General features: G+C 69.8%; 18 protein-coding genes. 6 read left to right on the top strand and 12 right to left on the bottom strand.

The window, feature by feature from the left end; genetic code table 11:
* Positions 1–68 precede the first annotated feature (68 nt).
* From H343_RS0104370 to H343_RS35200, 5 genes are all read right to left on the bottom strand, one after another.
* Positions 69–515, bottom strand: coding sequence for a PIN domain-containing protein (locus tag H343_RS0104370; protein ID WP_028430138.1), 447 nt, complete (start codon positions 513–515; stop codon positions 69–71).
* Positions 512–754 (bottom strand): type II toxin-antitoxin system prevent-host-death family antitoxin, encoded by a 243-nt coding sequence (locus tag H343_RS0104365; protein ID WP_028430137.1) that lies wholly within the window; start codon positions 752–754, stop codon positions 512–514. Before H343_RS0104365 ends, H343_RS0104370 begins: the two co-directional genes overlap by 4 nt.
* A gap of 183 nt (positions 755–937) precedes the next feature.
* Positions 938–2,284: a M14 family metallopeptidase gene (locus H343_RS0104360; protein ID WP_028430136.1), complete on the bottom strand. Its 1,347-nt coding sequence runs from the start codon at positions 2,282–2,284 to the stop codon at positions 938–940.
* Positions 2,285–2,473: 189 nt separating this feature from the next.
* The gene (locus H343_RS0104355) at positions 2,474–3,679 is read right to left on the bottom strand and encodes a S8 family peptidase (RefSeq protein WP_028430135.1); all 1,206 of its coding nucleotides are present in this window, start codon (positions 3,677–3,679) and stop codon (positions 2,474–2,476) included.
* A 62-nt stretch (positions 3,680–3,741) separates the two neighbouring features.
* Positions 3,742–3,942 (bottom strand): hypothetical protein, encoded by a 201-nt coding sequence (locus H343_RS35200; protein ID WP_158679507.1) that lies wholly within the window; start codon positions 3,940–3,942, stop codon positions 3,742–3,744.
* Positions 3,943–4,497: 555 nt separating this feature from the next.
* Here H343_RS35200 and H343_RS35480 point away from each other — a divergent pair.
* The gene (locus tag H343_RS35480; protein WP_486586784.1) at positions 4,498–6,807 is read left to right on the top strand and encodes a DUF1996 domain-containing protein; all 2,310 of its coding nucleotides are present in this window, start codon (positions 4,498–4,500) and stop codon (positions 6,805–6,807) included.
* 127 nt (positions 6,808–6,934) lie between these two features.
* On the opposite strand, the gene H343_RS0104340 is transcribed toward H343_RS35480, so the two are convergent.
* Entirely contained in the window at positions 6,935–7,321 is a 387-nt protein-coding gene (locus H343_RS0104340) for a VOC family protein (protein ID WP_028430134.1), read from the bottom strand.
* Between the two features lie 213 nt (positions 7,322–7,534).
* Between H343_RS0104340 and H343_RS0104335 the strand changes: the two genes are divergently transcribed.
* Positions 7,535–7,954, top strand: a complete 420-nt coding sequence (locus H343_RS0104335; RefSeq protein ID WP_028430133.1) for a PPOX class F420-dependent oxidoreductase — start codon at positions 7,535–7,537, stop codon at positions 7,952–7,954.
* A 74-nt stretch (positions 7,955–8,028) separates the two neighbouring features.
* Here H343_RS0104335 and H343_RS0104330 read toward each other — a convergent pair whose 3' ends face one another.
* The 5 genes from H343_RS0104330 to H343_RS28855 all read right to left on the bottom strand — a co-directional run bounded on the left by H343_RS0104330 (position 8,029) and on the right by H343_RS28855 (position 12,450).
* Complete coding sequence (locus H343_RS0104330) at positions 8,029–8,937, bottom strand: LLM class F420-dependent oxidoreductase (RefSeq protein WP_028430132.1); 909 nt, start codon at positions 8,935–8,937, stop codon at positions 8,029–8,031.
* Between the two features lie 165 nt (positions 8,938–9,102).
* Positions 9,103–9,228 carry a hypothetical protein gene (locus tag H343_RS35790; protein ID WP_486586783.1) on the bottom strand — a complete coding sequence of 42 codons (126 nt, stop codon included), beginning with the start codon at positions 9,226–9,228 and terminating at the stop codon, positions 9,103–9,105.
* Positions 9,225–9,905 (bottom strand): ATP-binding cassette domain-containing protein, encoded by a 681-nt coding sequence (locus H343_RS0104320; RefSeq protein WP_028430131.1) that lies wholly within the window; start codon positions 9,903–9,905, stop codon positions 9,225–9,227. The genes H343_RS35790 and H343_RS0104320 overlap by 4 nt, the downstream gene beginning before the upstream one ends.
* Before the next feature lie 43 nt (positions 9,906–9,948).
* The gene (locus H343_RS0104315) at positions 9,949–12,003 is read right to left on the bottom strand and encodes a hypothetical protein (RefSeq protein WP_028430130.1); all 2,055 of its coding nucleotides are present in this window, start codon (positions 12,001–12,003) and stop codon (positions 9,949–9,951) included.
* 159 nt (positions 12,004–12,162) lie between these two features.
* Positions 12,163–12,450 carry a lactococcin 972 family bacteriocin gene (locus H343_RS28855; RefSeq protein WP_037902312.1) on the bottom strand — a complete coding sequence of 96 codons (288 nt, stop codon included), beginning with the start codon at positions 12,448–12,450 and terminating at the stop codon, positions 12,163–12,165.
* A gap of 1,006 nt (positions 12,451–13,456) precedes the next feature.
* On the opposite strand from H343_RS28855, the gene H343_RS0104305 reads away from it, so the two are divergent.
* On the top strand, positions 13,457–14,974 hold the full coding sequence (locus tag H343_RS0104305; RefSeq protein WP_028430129.1) for a UDP-N-acetylmuramoyl-L-alanyl-D-glutamate--2,6-diaminopimelate ligase: 1,518 nt from the start codon (positions 13,457–13,459) through the stop codon (positions 14,972–14,974).
* A gap of 282 nt (positions 14,975–15,256) precedes the next feature.
* On the opposite strand, the gene H343_RS28850 is transcribed toward H343_RS0104305, so the two are convergent.
* Positions 15,257–16,009: a GntR family transcriptional regulator gene (locus tag H343_RS28850; protein ID WP_486586782.1), complete on the bottom strand. Its 753-nt coding sequence runs from the start codon at positions 16,007–16,009 to the stop codon at positions 15,257–15,259.
* A gap of 122 nt (positions 16,010–16,131) precedes the next feature.
* On the opposite strand from H343_RS28850, the gene H343_RS0104290 reads away from it, so the two are divergent.
* The 3 genes from H343_RS0104290 (at position 16,132) to H343_RS0104280 (ending at position 18,892) form a co-directional block, all read left to right on the top strand.
* Positions 16,132–17,595, top strand: coding sequence for an Nramp family divalent metal transporter (locus tag H343_RS0104290; protein ID WP_028430128.1), 1,464 nt, complete (start codon positions 16,132–16,134; stop codon positions 17,593–17,595).
* Positions 17,592–18,044, top strand: coding sequence for a hypothetical protein (locus tag H343_RS33485; RefSeq protein ID WP_158679506.1), 453 nt, complete (start codon positions 17,592–17,594; stop codon positions 18,042–18,044). Before H343_RS0104290 ends, H343_RS33485 begins: the two co-directional genes overlap by 4 nt.
* A 257-nt stretch (positions 18,045–18,301) precedes the next feature.
* On the top strand, positions 18,302–18,892 hold the full coding sequence (locus tag H343_RS0104280) for a helix-turn-helix domain-containing protein (RefSeq protein ID WP_028430126.1): 591 nt from the start codon (positions 18,302–18,304) through the stop codon (positions 18,890–18,892).
* Positions 18,893–18,932 lie beyond the last annotated feature (40 nt).

Below are 18,932 nucleotides of genomic sequence, written 5' to 3'. Positions count from 1 at the left end.
GGAGTGGCCGCCGATGGAGCGAGGGTGCGTATGACACGGGGTGAGGGTGGAGGGGGAGACCCCTGGCCCTACATGTCCTCGGGCAGCAACCGGAATGCTGTGTGGCCGGTGAGGGGGGCCATGACGCGGAAATGCCGGTCCGTGGTGAAGATCGAGTCCGTACGGTATGCGGCGGCCAGCGCTACGTTCATCGCGTCGGCGAGGCCGACCCCCCTGCCCTGATCCGCGTCCCGGTAGCCCTCGAGGACGGCCAGGGCGGTTCCCATGTGCGGTGCGATCTCTGCGATTTCGAATCGACGAGTGGCGACGTATCGGTCGACGAACCGCAGCGCGGTGATCGCCTTTTGGGCTCCGGCCCTCGTCGAGATGAGGTAATCGAGTTCGCCCAGCACCAACGGGGAGATCACAAGGTGCCGCATGGTACCCAGGGCCTTCCTGTGCTCTTCGTGCCCTGCGAGGTGCCTGCCCAGGACGCGGTACAGGGCGTTTGTGTCGGCAATGACCACATCGGTCATGAACCCATACCTCGCAGGGTCTCCTCGATTTCGCCGTCGGTCACATCAGGCAGGTCCAGGCACGGCAGTTCGATGTCTCCCATGGGGCCGGGGGGATAGGCCGGGACTTCACTCTCGTCGAACGGGCGCACTATCGCCACCGGGCGCCCGTTCTTGGTGACCGTGACGGTCTCACCGGCCTCTGCTGCGGCAAGGATCCGTGAGGAGTTCTGGTTGAACTCTCGAGCCGTGGCATCCATGTAGTACACGGTACTACATGGACGGAGGCTCCGCTTCCCGAGCCTGCTCAGCACTCTCTCCCCACTGCTGCCGGGGGTCTGGTGCCGCTGGATGGACGACGGTTCGGACCCGGCACCGCACACCCGGACGTGACGGGGCCGGGCCACGTGCTTCACGTGCCCCGGACCCCGTCACGTCGGGACTCACGTGCCGGTGCAGTACTCCGCTTCCTTGCCGATGGAGCGGTACATGCAGTCGGCGTTCTCGATCAGTTGGAGCACCGCGTCCCGGTTGCGGCTCGTCTCACGCTCGATGACGTCGTCGGGCGGGTAGAAGCCCCCTTCGAGGATGCTCGTCGGGTACATCTCGAAGGTGTAGCCGAAGACTTTCTGGTCACCCCACAGCCAGTCGTCGATCGAGCCGTCCGTGATGTAGAGGTCGCTGGACTGCTCGGCCGTGTAGCCGTTGCTGGCGCCCATCTTCTCGCCGACGGCGGCGAAGGCGTCGCGGTCGTCCTGGGTGAGGCCCTCGGCGGTGTCGTCGTAGGTGTATCCGTAGGGCCAGAGCACCAGTTCGCTGTAGGTGTGGAAGTCGATGGCCGCCTTGATCTGCTGCTCGCCTCCGACGACCCGGGAGCGGACGAAGTCGGCGACGACCCCGACCTCGGGCGCGGACTCCGCGGACGGGCCCCTGTAGGTCTCGGACCCCGGGCTGCCGGAGGAGCCGCCGCAGCAGCCGAACTTGTAGGCCCAGTTGCGGTTCAGGTCCGTACCCACGGCGCTGGAGCCGGAGTTGGGCTGCCGGTTCTTGCGCCAGCTGCGGTAGGAGCCGGAGGCGATGTCGTACTCGCCGCCGTCCGGGTTGAGGTCGGGGACGATCCAGATCTCGCGGCCGTCGACCGCGTCGGCTATCCGGGAGTCCGTCGCGTAGTCCTCGCCGAACTCGCGCAGCAGGTAGAGGGCCATCTCGACGGTGAGGTGCTCGCGGGCGTGCTGGTGGTGGGTGAAGAGGACCTCGGGTTCGTCCTCGTCCGTGCCGACGTTGTCGCTGACCTTGACGGCGATGATGTCCCTGCCCTCGTGGGACGTGCCGATGACCTGCTTGCTCATGATCGAGGGGTTCTGCGCGATGCGCTGGTCGATCTCCTCCATCGCTTCGGCGTAGTTGTGGTATCCGGAGTCGGAGGGCGGGAAGTCACCGGGTTTGCGGGCCTGTCCGCCGGTACGGGCCGGGGGCGCGGCCAGCTTTCTCGGGGTGTGTCCGAGCTTGCGCAGGGTGCGGGCCTGCGCCGGGTCGGCGCTGACGACGACCGAGTGGTCGTGGACCTCGTCCACCGAGACCCCGGTGGAGGCGAGCGCGGCGCGGTCGGCGGGGGTCGACGGCCCGTGGATCTCGTACTGCCTGATGTCCTCGTCGGCGGTCGCGGTGGACGGCCGGTCCGGGGAAGAGGCGGTGGCGGCGCTGCCGGCCGTCAGCGGCGCCGCGAGTGCCAGCGCCAGCAGGGCGGCGGCGCAGGCGGTGGATCGTTTTCGGTGGATACGAAGCCGCATGGCAACTCCTGACTCGGGAGCAGGGGGGTGCCCCGGGGCGCGGGGACGGGAGTCCGTCCGCCTCGGGTCCGGCTGTGCGAGGTGTCGTGCGCCGGCCCGGCCCGGTGGGCTCAGCCGTGGCTGCTTCCGCCGGGCCGGGCGAGTCTCTCGGTGGGAGGGGCGGAATCCCCGCACCCACCGGTGGCCGGGTCAGAACAGGCTGTGGAGGAGCTTGTTGGGCGAACCGGCCCTCGGGTCCTGGACCTTGTCGTTCGTGGCGTTGGCCACGAGGGCCTCGCTGACCTGGGCGGGTGTGGCGTCCGGGTTGTCGGCCAGGTAGAGGGCCGCGACTCCGGCGGCGTGCGGGGACGCCATGGAGGTGCCGCTGATGGAGTCGGTGGCGGAGTCGCCGGTGCTCCAGGCGGAGGTGATGTCCACGCCGGGGGCGAACAGGTCGACGCAGGTTCCGTAGTTGGAGAAGGACGCGCGGCGGTCAGAGCTGTCCGTGGCTCCGACGGTGATCGCTTCGGTCACCCGCGCGGGGCTGGCGGTGCAAGCGTCCTGGGGGAAGCCGAGGAAGTCGCCGTTGCCGGCAGCCAGGGCGTAAGAGACGCCGGAGGAGATGGAGTTGCGCACGGCGGCGTCGAGTGTGTCACTGACGCCGCCACCGAGGCTCATGTTGGCGACGGCGGGTTTGACGGCGTTCGCGGTGACCCAGTCGACGCCCGCGATGACGCCGGCGACGCTGCCGGAGCCCTGGCAGTTGAGGACGCGGACGCCCACGACGGAGGCTTCCTTGGCAACGCCGTACGTGGCCCCGGCCGCGGTGCCGGCGACATGGGTGCCGTGACCGTTGCAGTCGTTGCCGTTCTGGCCGTCGCCGACGGTGTCCGTGCCGATGGACGCCCGGCCGCCGAACTCGCTGTGCGAGGTGCGCACTCCGGTGTCGATGACGTACACGTGGACGCCGGACGCCGTGGTGTTGTAGGTGTACGTGCCGCTCAGCGGCAGGTCCCGCTGGTCGATCCGGTCGAGCCCCCACGTGGCGTCGGGCTGGGTGTCGCTCACCGCGACCTCGGAGTCCTGCTCCACGAGGGCGACCCGGGGGTCGGCGGCGAGCTCGGCCGCTTCCCCCTTCGTCATCTTCGCGGAGAAGCCGTTCATCGCCTCCCGGTAGACATGGGAGAGTTCGGCGCCACTGCGACCGGCGAGATCACCCGCGACGGAGCGCGACGACTCGGCGCCCTCCTTGAGGGTGACGATCCAGCTGCCGGGGATCGCCGTGCCGGCCGGGGCCGGTCTGACCTCGGCGGAAGGAGGTGACGCGCTGTGGGCCGGGGAGCCCGCCAGCGGAACGCCTGCCAGCAGCAGGACAGCGGGGACGAGAGCGCTCAGACGGCGCTTGAGAGATTGCATTGGTGCACCAGACCTTTCCTGGACCGGATCTCGGACACGTACGGACCGGGCTGCTGCACGCCTCACCCGCGCAGGGCGTGGTGGGGCACGCAGATGTGCGACTGGGTCAGGTGGTACACGGGGTGACTGAGATGCTTCCCGCCGAGTCGGGTCGCGGGCACGTCGTCGAGCTGGGCACCGCTGTTCCTCGTGGTGGGGACCTGGAAGTGCGGAACCGGTGGGGGCGTGCCGGAGCTGTCATCAGGAGATATGGAAGCTGTCACCCTGCTGCCGAGAAGTTTGCGTGGCGCTCGGGAAGGCGTCAAGAGCGCCGCCCGGTACGGGACTTGACCGACCTTTGACGGCGCCTTGGCGGAAATCGGGGCGGGAGCGCGAGGGCCCGGCAGGACTGTCGCGGTGTGTCGTGCCGCGATCTCCCGGCGGCCGCGGTCGGCGTTCTGAGACGGAACACCCCCGCTGGCCGGGTGTGGGCCGATCGGGGCCGAATGCTCCGCCGTTGTCCGCAACTGATGCGCGGGGAAACCGTACTTGAGCGGCGCCGGCCGCACTTCGGCCTTCGCGTTCACGGCAAAGTTGTGCCATCGGCACGAGAAATCCATCTTCGTGGACGGGCTGCGTTAGGCTCATGCCGCTTCAGGCCTCGTAGGCCTAGACCTTGTACGCGATCAGACCCGCAATTCAATGGTGTTGTCGTTCGCGACGACCCGGGCCAACGCCATTGTCCTCGATCACCTCACAGCCCTGGAGGACATCAGGATCGTGAAATTCGAGGCGCTGAACGACGCGAAATAAGTGGAGTTGAAGTCACTATGAGAAGAATGGGCCACAGACGCTCGCGCAAGGCAAACAGAACCATAGCGATCGCCGCGGCGCTGGTGATCGGTGGTGGCGGCGCGGCGGCGGTCGGTGTGAGCGCGTTCGCGGGGTCGGACGAAGCCCCCGCTCCTGCCGCGAGCACGATCAACTGTCCTGATGTCAGCCTTGCACTGGACCAGGTGCCCAAGGGCGCCAAGGAACCAGTGGGTCAGAAGCTCGCCGTCCTGGACCAGCAGGTGGCGAAGGCTTACGGCCAGTGGAACTCCCAGGAGCGCAGTTCCGAGGACGCCCTCGGCGAGTTGCAGCAGCAGCGCTCGGAGACCATCCGCAGCATGGGACAGGACATCCAGAAGGCCGGCGGCCAGGTCCCCGACGGCCTGCAGTCCATGGCCCAGTGCCGGATGAAGCAGGACCAGGCCACGCAGGAAGGCCAGCAAGGCGGAGACGGAGACGGCCGGCAGGTCCAGAGCCCGGTCGCCGGGGACTTCGTCAACATCGAAGACGTCGAGCCCAACGCCTCGGAGGCCGACGACCCCGGCGGCAGTTTCGAGACGAAGTGCGGCAACAACGACAACGAGCACTACAACTCGGACAACGTGATCGCCGCTCCCGGTGTTCTGAACGGCGCCCACCACGTGCACGACTACGTGGGCAATGAGGACACCAACGGCCAGTCCACGGACGAGTCTCTCGCCGCAGCCCGCACCACGTGCGCAAAGAACGACCAGTCGACGCACTACTGGCCCGTGATCCGTTCTCTGGACGGCAACGAGGACCAGCGCGGCGCCGTGCAGGAGGGCGACGTCCAGAAGGAGCAGGGCGGCCAGGCCCAGGAGCCGCAGGGGCAGCGGAACGGTGACGACGCCGCTCAGGATCAGGGTCAGGGCGAGGACCCGGGCCAGGACCGGGGTCAGGGTCAGGGCGAGAACGAAGGCCAGGACCAGGGGCAGGACCAGGGCCAGGGTGAGAACGAAGGCCAGGACCCCGGCCAGGATGAGGGCGAAGGCGAGGGCGAGGACCCGGGTCAGGGTCAGGGCGAGAACGAAGGCCAGGACCAGGGGCAGGATCAGGGCCAGGGCGAGAACGAAGGCCAGGGCGAGGACGACGGCGAGGGCGAGGAAGACCAGATCGGTGGCGGTGACGGCGCCGACGCCCAGCCCGGCGACGGCGGCTCCAACGACCTCAACATCGGCACCATCCTCCAGCCCGACCCCACCATCGAGCTGACCTCCGGTGGAGCCGACCAGGTCGTCGAGATGCCGCGCTTCCTGCGCATCATCACCGGTGACGCCAAGTCCTTCACCAACGGCGACGAGAACGCCAACGCCTCGTGGAGCTGCGAGGGCTTCGAGGACCGTCAGCTCGAGGACCAGTACCCGATCTGCCCCGACGGCAGCGCCACGATCCGTACGTTCAAGTTCCAGAACTGCTGGGACGGGCGGAACACGGACAGCGGCAACCACCGTGACCACATGAAGTTCTCGGACGACCAGGGCAACTGCCCTCAGGGCTTCGTGAACATCCCGCAGGTTCAGCAGACGATCAAGTACGACATCCCGCAGAAGAATCTGCTCGACGCTGACACCCCGTTCGCCGTGGACTCCTTCCCGGAGCAGCTGCACAAGCCCATCACGGACCACAGCGACTTCATCAACGTCATGCCCAAGAAGTTGATGAAGGAGGCCGTGGACTGCATCAACGAGGACAAGGAGTGCCCGAGCGCCGAGAAGGAGACGGGCGACGGGAAGGAAGAGGGCTCGGCGCCGGGGAAGTCGCCGTCGAAGCCGGACAAGCCCGCGCCGTCAGCTCCGAGCTCGGAGAAGACCGACCCGGGACCGGACTCGAAGCCGGATGAATCCGACCCGTCGGACTCGAAGTCGGACGCCAAGCCGGACTCCAAGCCGGATTCGGGGTCGAACTCGGAGCCGGACTCGAAGGGTTCGGAGTCGGACGACTCCGCTGCCTCGGCCGCGAACCCGGACAAGCCGTCCTCCGCTTCGGAGCCGAAGCCGGACGACCCCACCCCCTCGGCATGGAAGCGGGACAAGCCGTCCTCGGAGTCCGACTCGGAGTCGGAGTCCCGGCCGGAGTCGGAGTCGAAGACGGAGAGTTCCGCTCCGCTGGCCGCGGACAAGGATGACCCGCTCTCGGCTCAGGGCCAGTCCAACCAGTCGGCGGAGGAGGACGAGGACCTCGCCTTCACCGGTTCCGGCGCCCCGGTCGGTGTGATCGCCGGGGTCGCCGCCGTGGTCCTGGCTGCCGGCGGGGCCCAGGTGTGGTGGCTGCGCCGCAGGCACACCGCCCGGGACTGACCTTCCGCGAGCCGTCGCCTGTGAACAACCGGGTCCCGTGTCCGCTCACCACGAGCGGGTACGGGACCCGGTGTTTCAGGGGGGCGGACGAAGGGGAGCAGGCGCCTGGCGCCAGTGCGGCCTCCGCTCAGGGACAGCGGCCGGCAAGGACGCAGAACTCGTTCCCCTCGGGGTCGGTGAGGCAGACCCAGCTCTCGTCACCCTGGCTGACGTCGGCGTGCCGGGCACCCAGGTCGAGCAGGCGGCGTACCTCTTCGTCCTGGTCCCTGTCGGTCGGGTTGATGTCCAGGTGGAGTCTGTTCTTGACGGTCTTGCCCTCGGGTACGCGCGCGAACGTCAATGTCGGTGGCACCGGGCCGATACGGTTCCTGCCTTCAGGCGCCACGGGGGAGCCGATGGTGATGATTCCGTCGTCTTCGTCCTGAACCTCGTAGTCGAGGACCGAGCACCAGAACCGGGCGAGACCGAGAGGGTCGGCACAGTCGATCGCAAGCTCGGTGAACTTACTGGTCATGTCAGGACCTCCCGGGGTCGAGTGGCGGGTCCGCACACAGGCCACACGCTGATCGCAGTCAGCACGGCCCCGCGGACACTCGGACTGTCTGAGATGTACGACGACGGGCACACGTCACGCGAAACTTGATCGGCAAACGCAAGCGCAAGCGCAATCGCAAGCGCAGCGCGAGAGCCGATGCGCACGACCAACAGGTGTGAGGAGAGTCGCCCCATGTCGAAGCCACCGCTGCCCGACGAGGCCGTCGCCATGCTGGCCAAGCCCAATCCGGCCGTCATCGCCACACTGCGCTCGGACGGCCAGCCGGTCTCCACGGCGACCTGGTATCTGTGGGACGAGGGCCGGGTACTGGTCAACATGGACGAGGGCCGCAGGCGGCTGGAGCATGTGCGCAACGATCCCCGCGTGACGCTGACGGTGCTGGACGAGGGCAACTGGTACACCCACGTCAGCATCATCGGCCGCGTCACCGAGATCCGCGCGGACGAGGGCCTGGCCGACATCGACCGGTTGGCACGCCACTACATCAAGGACCGGTATCCCGATCGGGAACGTCCCCGTTTCAGCGCCTGGATCGAGATCGACCGGTGGCACGGCTGGGGAGCGATGAAGGACAGCAGCCAGTCCGGGTGATCCCGGCGCGCTCGGCGGCACGCGTCCGGCCGCGCCGCCGAGCGCGGTGAGGGGGCGCTCCGCGCTTCCGCCGTTCAGCCGCCTCCCAGCGGCAGGGCCTGCGCCAGCTCCCGCCAGGCGGCGCGCGGAAGCGCGTTGAACGTGTCGTCCGTGACGACCTGCAGCGCCACGTGGTCGGCGCCGGCCGCGAGGAAGGCGTCGACGCGGGCGCGTACGGCGGCGGTGTCACCGAGGGCGTACACCGCGTCGAGCAGCCGGTCGCTTCCGCCGCCGGTGAAGTCGGCCTCGGTGAAGCCCAGTCGGAGCCAGCTGTTGCGGTAGTTGCGGAGGGCGAGGTAGCGCTCCAGATACACGCGCGCCGTGGTACGGGCGCGCTCCATGTCGGGGTCGAGGACGACCTTGAGTTCGGGCGCGAGGAAGGCTTCGGGTCCCAGCGCGGCGCGGGCCTGCGCCGTGTGCTCCTCCGTCACCAGATAGGGCAGCGCGCCCAGGCTGCGTTCCCGGGCCAGCCGCAGCATCTTCGGGCCGAGCGCGGCCAGGGCCCGCTGCGCGACGGGCACGGGCTGTGCGGCGGCGTCCAGCGCGTCCAGGTAGGAGCGCATGGCGGAGTACGGTCGCTGCCGCAGCTCCTCGCGCATCTGCGGGCCGGTCGCCGCCTCGGCGTGGCTGACGCCGAGGCCGAGTACGAAACGGCCGCCGTGCGCGGAGTTGAGCGCCGCGTGCCCGGCGGCGACGTCGGCGGCCGTGTGCTGCCAGATGCTGAGGATGCTGCTGCCGACGGTGATGCGGGACGTCGCTGCCAGTACCGGTTCGATCTGGTCGAGGCCGGGACTGGCACCGATCCAGAGCGCGCCGTACCCCAACTCGTCCAGTTCTGCCGCCGCTTCGGCGATGTCGGTGCTGCGGGAGGGCTGTGTCGAACCCAGCGCCGCGCTCCACAGACCGATGGTGCCGAACCGTGCGGAATGCTCACTCGATGTCATGCCGGTCAGAGCCGCGCGAGCGGCGGGGAAATTCCGGCTCGCGCCCGCATTCCCCCGATCGGCGCACGCCGGGAGAGGCCCACGGGCAGACAGCCAGACGAGTCGCCGGGCAGACACCGCTGGAGAGCACGCGCGCCGGAACACCTGCGTCATAACACCTGCGCGTCAGAACACCTGGAGCCCGATGCGGCCGAGGATGACGCCGAGATGAGTGCCGTAGAGGGCGAGGGCCACGACGACGGCGAGGAGCAGGACGCCGAGGGTGAGCCTCCGGGCGAGACGGGCGTTCATGAAGGCTGCCTTTCTTGCACGCTTTCTTGCACAGGTACGGGTCGGGTCGATTCTCCGACCGTCAGAACGGTGTCGCAGCGGTCTCGGACAGCGTCGTCGTGGGTGGCGATGACCACCGAGCAGCCTGTCTCGCTCATCGTCCGGAGGACGTCGACGACCATGGTGGTGTTGTCGTGGTCGAGGGCGCCGGTCGGTTCGTCGGCCAGAACGAGCTCCGGCTGTTTGACGAGCAGGCGTGCCAGGGCGACGCGTTGCTGCTCGCCGCCGCTGAGCCGGTGGACGACTTCCCTCTCCCGCCCCGCGAGCCCCACTCTCTCCAGGGCCTCGGCGGTACTCGGCGTCCCCTCCCTCGCCTTCCGCGGCCTCATGGCGACCGCGAGGTTCTCGGCGACGGTCGCGTTCTCGATCAACGCGTAGTTCTGGAAGAGATATCCGAGGACGTCGCGCCGGTAGTGCCTGGCGGCGCGCGGGCCGAAGCGGGTGATGTCCCGGCCCTGGTGGCGGATCGCACCGGAGCTCGGCGCGTCGAGCAGACCGAGGCAGTTGAGCAGCGTCGACTTGCCGCACCCGCTCGGTCCGACCAGCGCCAGCATCTGACTGCGCGCCGCGGTGAACCCGAGGCCGGAGAAGAGGGTGCGCGGGCCGTAGGACTTGGACAGCTCGTCGATCTCGATCACGGGGCGGCTCCTGCGGAGTTCTTGCCTGCGGGGCGGTGAGGCGTCACGACTCGGTTGCCCCTTCCTTGACGATCCGGCGGTGGAAGACGACGAGGGCCAGGAGCACCGCGGCGATCTCGACGGCGACGAGCCCACCGGTGACGCCGACGTCCAGGCCGGTGATCCCGACGGGTGCGCGGGGCGGTGGGATGCCGAGGTCCCTGTACTTCTCCAGGCTCTGGTTCTGCTGCCACACCCGAACGGGTACCCATCCCGCGAGGAGCGCCGCCAGGAGTCCTTCAAGCGTCAGGACGACGCGGTGCGTGGCGGTGAACGTCCAGCCGCTGATGTGCCGGACGAAGATCACCTGAGCGTTCTTGCGGGAGTGGACGATGCAGACGCCGACACCGGTGATGAGCAGAACCGCAACGGCCACCCCCAGGTTGAACAACTGGAGCCGGAAGTCCCTGACGAGGTCGCGCAGTTCGAGCGCGGCGTTCTCCCCCACGGGGCTCATCCCGGTGACCTGCGTCTCCAGGTGGTGCTTCTCGATGCCTGCCGTGACGTCGTCCGGGTCGTGGAAGAGGACGCTCTCCTGGGAGGCGTAGGCGGTGTAGCCCTTGTCGCTCAGGAACGGCGACCCGTTGGGGAAGGCGATGATGACGGGGTCCGTGACGAAGGAGTTGTCCGCGCCGGGGTTCTCGTCGGCGTGCGACTGTCCCCGGGGATGGTAGGTGAAGACGCGCTGCCCCTCCTTCGAGTTCAGCGTCCGCACCTGCGCGGCGTCGACGACGTCCGGATCGCTGGGGTTCAGCAGCCCCGGCACCATCTCGCGGAGGCGGTCGGCGTACCGGTCGAGGCCGGTGGGAACCAGGAGCCGTACTTCGTCGGGGGAGGCGGCGGCCGGGCGGTGGTGCCGCCCCGATGCGTCCAGGACGTGCTGCTCGTCCAGGAAGGATTCGTTGACGATCAGGATCTCGCCTTCCGGCAGACCGGCGCGGGGTGCCGAGCGCCGCAGATCCCGGTGCCCGGCGACGACGACCTGCCCGTCAGCGTCGGCCCGGCGCAGCCAGCGGCCCACCCTGGTGTCCAGTGCGCGCAGCGCGTCCTCGCTGGCGAGGCTGCCGTTGAGGGCGATGGAGGTGGTGTCGCCGACCTTCGCGTACGCGTCGTGGCTCCCCTGCCGGTTCAGCACGTCCTGTCCGGCCAGGACGACTGCGCCGGCGATGGCGAGGGCGAGGAACAGGGCGGGGACGCGCACGAGGTAGGCGCACCACGACGCAGCCCTCGCGGGCACTTCGCCTTTCAGGGCGCGCAGCAGGTCGGTCTGGAACGTCAGCCAGAGCACCGCCGCGTGCGTGGCGAGGGCGACGAGGCTGAGGGCGAGAGCGGAACCCAGCCCGAGGACGGCGAAGGGGCCGATCCATGCCAGCCCGTTGTAGAGGCCGAGGAGGATCAGGGCTGAGGTGGTCACCGCCGCGAACGCGGCGGACCAGAAGCGGGCCAGCTGCCGTACGTCCCGCAGCAGTATCCGCCCGAACGACATGCCCTGCAGCCGCATCACGCCGTACGCCTTCGCGTTCAGCAGGACGCCCGCGCCGGTCGTGGTCACGGCGGCGAGCGCTACCACGAGGAACGAGCGGAACAGGGCGCTGCCCAGGTAGGTCGCGCCCAGTCCGGAGACCGAGTGAGGGTGGTGCACGGAGGCGCGCAGGCCGAGCTCGGAGAAGGTGTGGGCCAGCGAAGTGGCGGCCCCGTCGGGGCCGAAGACGTAGTAGAAGCCGCGCGGATCACGCTGCCCCAGCTCGGCCATGGGATGCACGTCGGTGCGGTGGCCGCGGTCGAACGCCGGGTAGCCGTCCTTCAGCCAGCCGGCGCGGGGACCGTGGGGCGTGAGGTAGAGGTGCCGGCGGCTGTGCGGGGCCTTCAGGTCGGGGACCTCCCGCGCGATGGTTGCCCGGTTGGTCTCCGCGAACTCCTCGGTGACGCGGGCGACTCGGGAGCCGCCGGCGGCGTCGTCGGAGTCCGTCACCCACACGACGGCGGACTGCCCCAGGACCCACTCCTCGTCGAGGCTCCGCAGGAACAGGAAGCCGAGGACGGCGGAGTACGCCAGCACGGCCGCGTGAACAAACGTGATACCTCGATGCAGCATGAATCGCCTAGGTCATGGGCACGGGAAGCGGTTCGTGAAATGAGGCACGCGCGGTGCTTTCCCGCCCGCGGGCGGGAAAGCACCGCGCCGGCGGGACCGGGCTGCGTCGGCCCGGTCCCGGCGTCAGCAAGTGGTGCGGTAGTACGACTTGTTGCCGCTGAGCTTGACGTTGGCCTGAGTGATCGACCATGAGCCCTTGGCGGCCTCGTCACTGTCGATCGTCTTGCCCACGGACGTCGAGCCGTGGCACTTGCTGCCGTGGTAGTAGTCCGACCAGACCACGGCTGTCCCCGCCCCGTAGTCCCAGGTACCGCCACCCACGTTGACCACGGTCGCCATCGCCGGAGTGGCACCGGCTATGACGAGGGCACCGGCGGCCACCAGAACCTTCAGATTGCGCTTACTCCTCACAGCGAACACTTCCTTCCCCCAGAGAATGTGATCACGCTCTCAGAGCGCCGAGAGAAAGCTTTCAGATCGCTGAGCGGGCGTCAAAAGCGGTGGGTGCGATCGGGACAACTTCCTAAACTCGGGTGTTCTACAAGGGGAATTGATGAGTCCGCGCAGGAAGGCGGGGTTCCCGGCCACGGAGACCGGGCCCGAAGCGGGGGCCGGGGCCGAAAGTCCCAGGCAGGGGCATCTCGCCGCGGCTTTGAGCCCCCGGTCCGAGGAGACCGGAAACGAAGGAGTGTCAAAAGGATATTCCCAAGGGGAGTTGAGGAGTCCGTCCGCGCGGGGTGCCGGAGGTTCCGCGTCACGCCGGAAGCGAGGGAGTAAGTCGCAGGCAAGCGCATTCACCGGTGTTCCCCGCGCTCCTGTGAACCGGTCGGCAGTGCGGCTGGACGCATCTCCGGCAGTTCGGCCGGATACCCGTGGCCGCTCGGCTCGTGCCGCACGGGACGGGGCGACCCCGGCCATCGGGTGAACGCGCACGGCGTGACACCGAAGGGGAGTCGAACGAGTGAGCCGGAAGCCGTGCGCGTGGGCGGCCAAGCCCCCTGTACACTTCTGTCATGGCCAGTGTGCGTACGGTGACGGAGAGTTCGGGTGCCTTCCCGTACCGTCCGCGTACCGCCGCTCCGCACGCCCAGCCGCCCAACGGCATCTCCCGGGCACTGCACGGTCACGGCTAGCGACCTTCAAGCAGCCCCGGCCGAGGGTGCCTCCGGCCGCGCGGTCTATTCCGCGGCCCGCTTCGCTCCGCACATCCCAGGCTCCCGGTGCACCGTCCGGGCCTGCCCGGCGCGCACCGGGACCCTGACCCGTTCCGCCTGAGCACGCACGCCGCACCAGACACCAGCCCCAACCCCCCGCTGTCTTCGGACAGATCACACCGCACGACCGCTCCGTCCCGGCACGCCGCCCACCCGGGCCCGGCGGGGCGGGGCGGTACGTGCCACGCCCAGGAAGGACCGCCGTGACACTCGGCGAACTGCTGACCGGACAGGACCACCGAATCCTCCAGGGAATCCCGGATACGGCGATCACGGCAGGCGTGTGCATCGACGCCCGCCGCGCCGGGCCCGGTTCGCTGTTCATCGCGGTGGACGGACAGGAGTGCGGCGGGGCCGCCTTCGTCCACTCGGCGCTCGCGGCCGGCGCGGTCGCGGTGCTCGTCGATGCCGAGGGCGCGTCCGACGCTACGGCCTGGACGCCCTTTCCGGACGCCTGCGTCGTGCGGGTACCCCACACCCGCGTCGCCGCCTCCGCACTCGCGGCCCGCTTCCACGGGAACCCCGGCCGGAGCATGGACATGGTGGCCGTCACCGGCACCAACGGGAAGACGTCGGTGGCGGGCATGACCCAGTCCCTGCTGCGTACCGTCGCCGACGTGCGCACCGGCGTCATCGGCACGGGCGGCAGCCGCATCGGCGACGAGACCGTGCCCATGCCGATGTCCGTGCTCAGCACACCGGAGGCGCCCGACTTCCAGTACCTGCTCGGCCACATGCGCGACCGCGAAGTGGGCGCGGTGGTGCTGGAGGCCACCTCCATGGGCCTGTTGAACCACCGCGTTGACGACGCGTACCTCGATGTCGGTGTCTTCACGAACCTGACGCAGGACCATCTGGACGATCACGGGACGATGGACAGCTACCGGGACGCCAAACTCCGCCTGTTCCAGGGGCTGTGCCGGCACGCCGTGGTCAACGCCGACGACCCGGTGGGCGCCCTGGTCCCGGCGATGATGCCCGGCGCCGTCACCACGTACGCGCTCGACGCCGACGTGGAGGCCGACTTCCGTGCGACGGACCTCGACATGGACGCCGCCGGCACCCGCTTCACCCTGCATCACGGCGAGGACAAGCACCCGGCCGCGATCCGGGTGCCGGGACGCTTCTCCGTGTACAACGCGCTGGCGGCCGTGGCCGCCTGCCACGCGCTCGGGCACAGCGTGGAGGCGCTGGTCGGCGCGCTGGAGAGGCTGCCCGCGATCCCGGGACGCTTCGAACGCTTCGAGACCCCGCGCGGCACCTGCGTGATCGTGGACTACGCCCATTCCCCGGACTCGCTGGAGAAGGTCCTGACCGCCGTGAGGGGTTTCGCCACCGGGCGGGTCGTCACCGTCTTCGGCTGCGGCGGCGACCGCGACGTCACCAAGCGTGCCGCGATGGGACGGATCGCCGGCACCCACTCCGACCTGTGCGTGCTGACCTCCGACAACCCGCGCACCGAGGACCCCGAGGCGATCCTGGACCAGATCGCACCCGGTCTCGCCGGGACCGGCACCCCCTACGAGCGCTGCGCCGACAGGCGGGAGGCGATCGGCAAGGCGCTGGCCGCCGCGGGAGAGGGCGACATCGTCCTGGTCGCGGGCAAGGGCAGCGAGCCCTACCAGACCGTCGGTGAGGAACTCGTCCCGTTCAACGACATGGCCACCGTGCGCGAACTCGCCTCCGGGCAGCGGCGGGTGCCGGGGTGCGGCGCGGAGTGAGGTGCCGCATGCGTGCGGCGTGAAGCGCCGAACAGGGGCAGCGCACCACTGTGCCAAGGGGGCCAGCCCCAAACCGACAACGGTGACAGGGACGTGCGTGTCAACGACGACTCTTCCGGCGAGCACCGGCTGACCGTGAAGACCAGCAACGGGGACATCAGCGTCCGGTCCTCCTCCTGAACCGGTTCCGCGCCTTCATCCGGCGGCGCCTTCCGGTGGGCGCGGTCAGGACAGGGAGCGGACGTCGCCGCCGGGGCGGCGCGGTCGTACGGTCGTCGGGGTTCAGGGCCCCGGCTGCGGCGTGCCCGGCGCGGACGCCCCGGTCACCGGCCCCGACGTCCGGGTCACCGGCCGGAGCCGGTCGTAGTACGCGGTCTCCAGGTGTGTGCGCATCGCTGCTTCCGCGGCCCCGGCGTCGCCGCTGAGGACGGCGCGGGTGATCGCGCGGTGCTCCTCCAGCGTCTGCTGCCCCACGCCGCGGTCGTAGTAGAGCCGGAAGATGTGCAGATGGCAGTGCGTGCGCTCGAACGCGAGCCGCACCTGCGCGCTGCCGGCAAGCTCCGCCACCAGCACGTGGAAGCGGGTGTCGTGCGCGGCAAGCGCCTTGTAGGCGTCGTAGGTGGCCTCGGACGGGGCGTCGCACGAGGCCATCTCCCTGCGCAGGCTCTCGCGTCCCCCGGCGTCCGCCCGTTCGGCCGCGCGGGCCGCCGCCCAGGGTTCGATCAGCAGCCGGAACCGGTAGAGGTCGGCGAGTTGTTCGCGGTCGAGCAGGGGAGTGGTGCGGTATCCGCGCAGTGGTTCCTTGACCACGAGTTCCGCCGACTCCAGCCGGGCGAGCGCTTCCCGCACGGGCGTGGGGGAGACGCCGAGCCGGCGGGCGAGGCCGTCGATGGAGACGCGCGCGCCGGGCTCGAGCGCGTGGTCCATGATCAGCGTTTTGATCGCCTCGTGGACGTCGTCGGTGAGCATCTGGCGCCGCGGCAAGGGCGTCGCCGCTGCTGTGCCGTCTTCGCCGTCCCCCGGCAGCCCGCTCATGTCTCCCCCTGAGACTCCCTCATGGCCGGATCGACCGTGTCCGATCCCTTGACGTGCGTCCTGATGCGCTCGAATATGCGTACGGCCTACCGGAAGTATCCTATAGGATATGCGGGATTGACATGAGCACTGAAGAAGCTGGCCGTATCGAGGACGCCGCACTGCGGCTGCCGGACCCGCCGCCAGAGCTGCGCCGACGACGCGTCAGCCTCGTCACGGCCCTGAAGTTCTTCGGCCCCGGCGCCATCATCGCCTCCCTCACCATCGGCAGCGGCGAATCCATCCTCGCCTCCCGCGAGGGAGCCGTCTTCGGCTACGCCGTGCTGTGGGCGGTGGTCGTGGGCTCCGTCGCCAAGGGCGCCCTCGTGTACGCGTCCAACAGGCACATCACGCTGACCGGCGAGCACCCCATGACGCGTTTCGCCAAGGTGCTGCCCGGACCACGCGGCTGGTTCCCGCTGCTGCTCGCGCTCATCTGCCTCGCCTCGTTCCCGGGGTGGGCCAGCGGGGTCGCGGTCGCGCTCGGCGACTTCCTCGGCGCCATGGGCGCGGGCAACGGCACCGCCTACGCGGTCGGGCTCCTGCTCTTCGCCGCCGTGCTGTCCTGGGTGGGCGGCTACACCGTGCTGGAGAAGGTGCAGGTCGTCATCGCCGGGATGATGGTCGTCCTCGTCCTGGTCGCCGTCTTCGTCGCGCAGCCCGACTGGCTCGGCGTCCTGGGCGGTCTGGTTCCCGGCGGCTTCGACTACGAGCCGTTCGTGGCCGAGAAGTACCCGGACATCGTCTCCACCTCGGTCTGGGTGGAGCTCGTGGTCTTCATGGGCGGCCTCGGCGGAGGCATGTACGACTACATCGGCTACACCGGCATGCTGCGCGAGAAGAAGTGGGGCATGCTCGGGCACCGCGAGGTCGACGCGATCGGCAAGCGTCTCGCCTCGATGGACGCCCGCGCCCGCATACCCCTGTCCACCGACCCGGAGGACGTGGCCAAGGCCCGTGCGTGGAGCCGCGCCCCGATGTTCGACATGCTGGCGGCCTTCATCGCCCTGGGCGTCATCGCCGCCGCTTTCATGATCAACGGTGCGGCGATACTCGGCGAGAAGCAGCAGGTGCCCGAGGGCAACGACGTGCTGACGTACCAGTCGCAGTTCCTCGCCTCTGTCGCACCCCTCTTCGAGTACTTCTACATCGTCGCCATCGTGATGGTCCTCTTCGGTACCGCCTACGCGGTGTGGGAGGCCTACTCCTGGACCACCTACGAGAGCCTCGCCGCCGTCTCGGAGAAGGTCCGCGCCCGCGGCCAGCGCGGCATCCGTCCCTTCGTCTACGCATGGACCGCCCTGGGAAGCCTGGCGATGATCGCCACCGGGGCGAGCTTCGTCGAGCTGATCACCCCCGCGTCCATCGTCGGCGGCGTCTTCGCCTGCGGCATCTACGGCGCCGGACTGCTCTACGCCGACAAGATCAACATGCCGGAGGAGTACCGGATGAGCCGGCCGCTGCGCTCCCTGGTCGCGGTCGGCTCGCTGTTCCTGACCGTCTGCGGCGTCATCGCCATGCTCTCCTACGTGGGGGTCATCTCATGACCGGTCAGGTGCGGTGGCGTTATGCGGTGATCGCCCTGGGCTTCCTGGGCCTGGCCGGTGTACGGGCGGCACAGGGCGCACCGGTGTGGGCGGCGGTCTTCCTCGCCGCCGCCGCCGTGAACGCCTGGCTCGCGCGGTACGAGGCTCTGCGCACCACGACCGCCGGCGCCGTTTCCCCGGCGCACACGACGGGGGCGGGCCGTACCGAGGTGGACCGTGCCGAGGTGGACCCTGCCGAGGTCGAGCGGTCGCTGGACGGGCAGCGCTCCTCACGTTCGCAGTGGAAGAGCCTGGCCGTGGCCTGCCTGCTCGTCGGCTGCGGGCTGCTGATGCTCGAACCCCTCCTCGCCGTCTTCGCCGCGGCCGCCGCGCTCTTCGCGCTGCACCGGGCCCACCGCGCCGGACGCGCCGTCGCGACGCTGCAGCGGGCACGCCTGGCACAACGGTGACGAGCGGGTCTGCCGGTCCCGGCGTGAGCGGCCGGACGTGCCGCTGCCGGCGCCGGGACACGGGCCGTGCCGCCGCTCACCCGCCACCCAGCGGCTCGCCTCGTACTGCCCCGGTCCGGGAGGTCCGTCCGGTCAGGGGGCCCTGCTCCCGCCCGCGCTCTGTCCGCCCATTCCGCTCCCCCGTGCCCCCGTGCCCCGATACGCGGCGGACACCGGCCCGGTTGACAAAGTCCATTGCCGAAGCGGCAAATGGAGGGATGGAGGACGACGACTTCACGACGGTGCTGACCGGTGTGGGCCCGCGGCTGCGGGCGATGCGTACGGCACGCGGCGCCACGCTCGCCCAGCTCAGCGAGACCACGGGCGTCTCGCTCAGCACCCTCTCGCGACTGGAGTCGGGGCAGCGCCGCCCCACGCTGGAACTGCTGCTGCCCCTCGCCCGCGCCTATCAGGTCCCCCTGGACGAGCTGGTCGGCGCCCCCGCCGTCGGTGATCCGCGTGTCCACCCCCGTCCGTTCCAGCGGCACGGGCAGACCTTCATCCCCCTGACCCGCTACCTCGGCGGCCTGCACGCGTACAAGCAGATCCTCCCCGTCGCCGGGAAGCGGGACGGGCGTCCCGAACAGCGCACGCACGAGGGGTACGAATGGCTCTACGTGCTCTCCGGCAAGCTGTTGCTGGCACTGGGCGAACACGATCTCGTCCTCACCTCCGGGGAGGTCGCCGAGTTCGACACCCGCACCCCGCACGGTTTCGCCAACGCCGGTGAACACGCTGTGGAGTTCCTCAGCCTGTTCGGGCCGCAGGGCGAACGCATCCACGTCCGCGCCCGCCCCTCCGGCCGGTGACGCACGCCCGCGCGAGCGCCCTGCCGAGCGCCCTGCCGAG

Source organism: Streptomyces sp. TAA204 (genome assembly GCF_000424965.1).
Note: the sequence above shows the minus strand (reverse complement) of the source record. Positions and strands in the feature narration are given on the sequence as shown.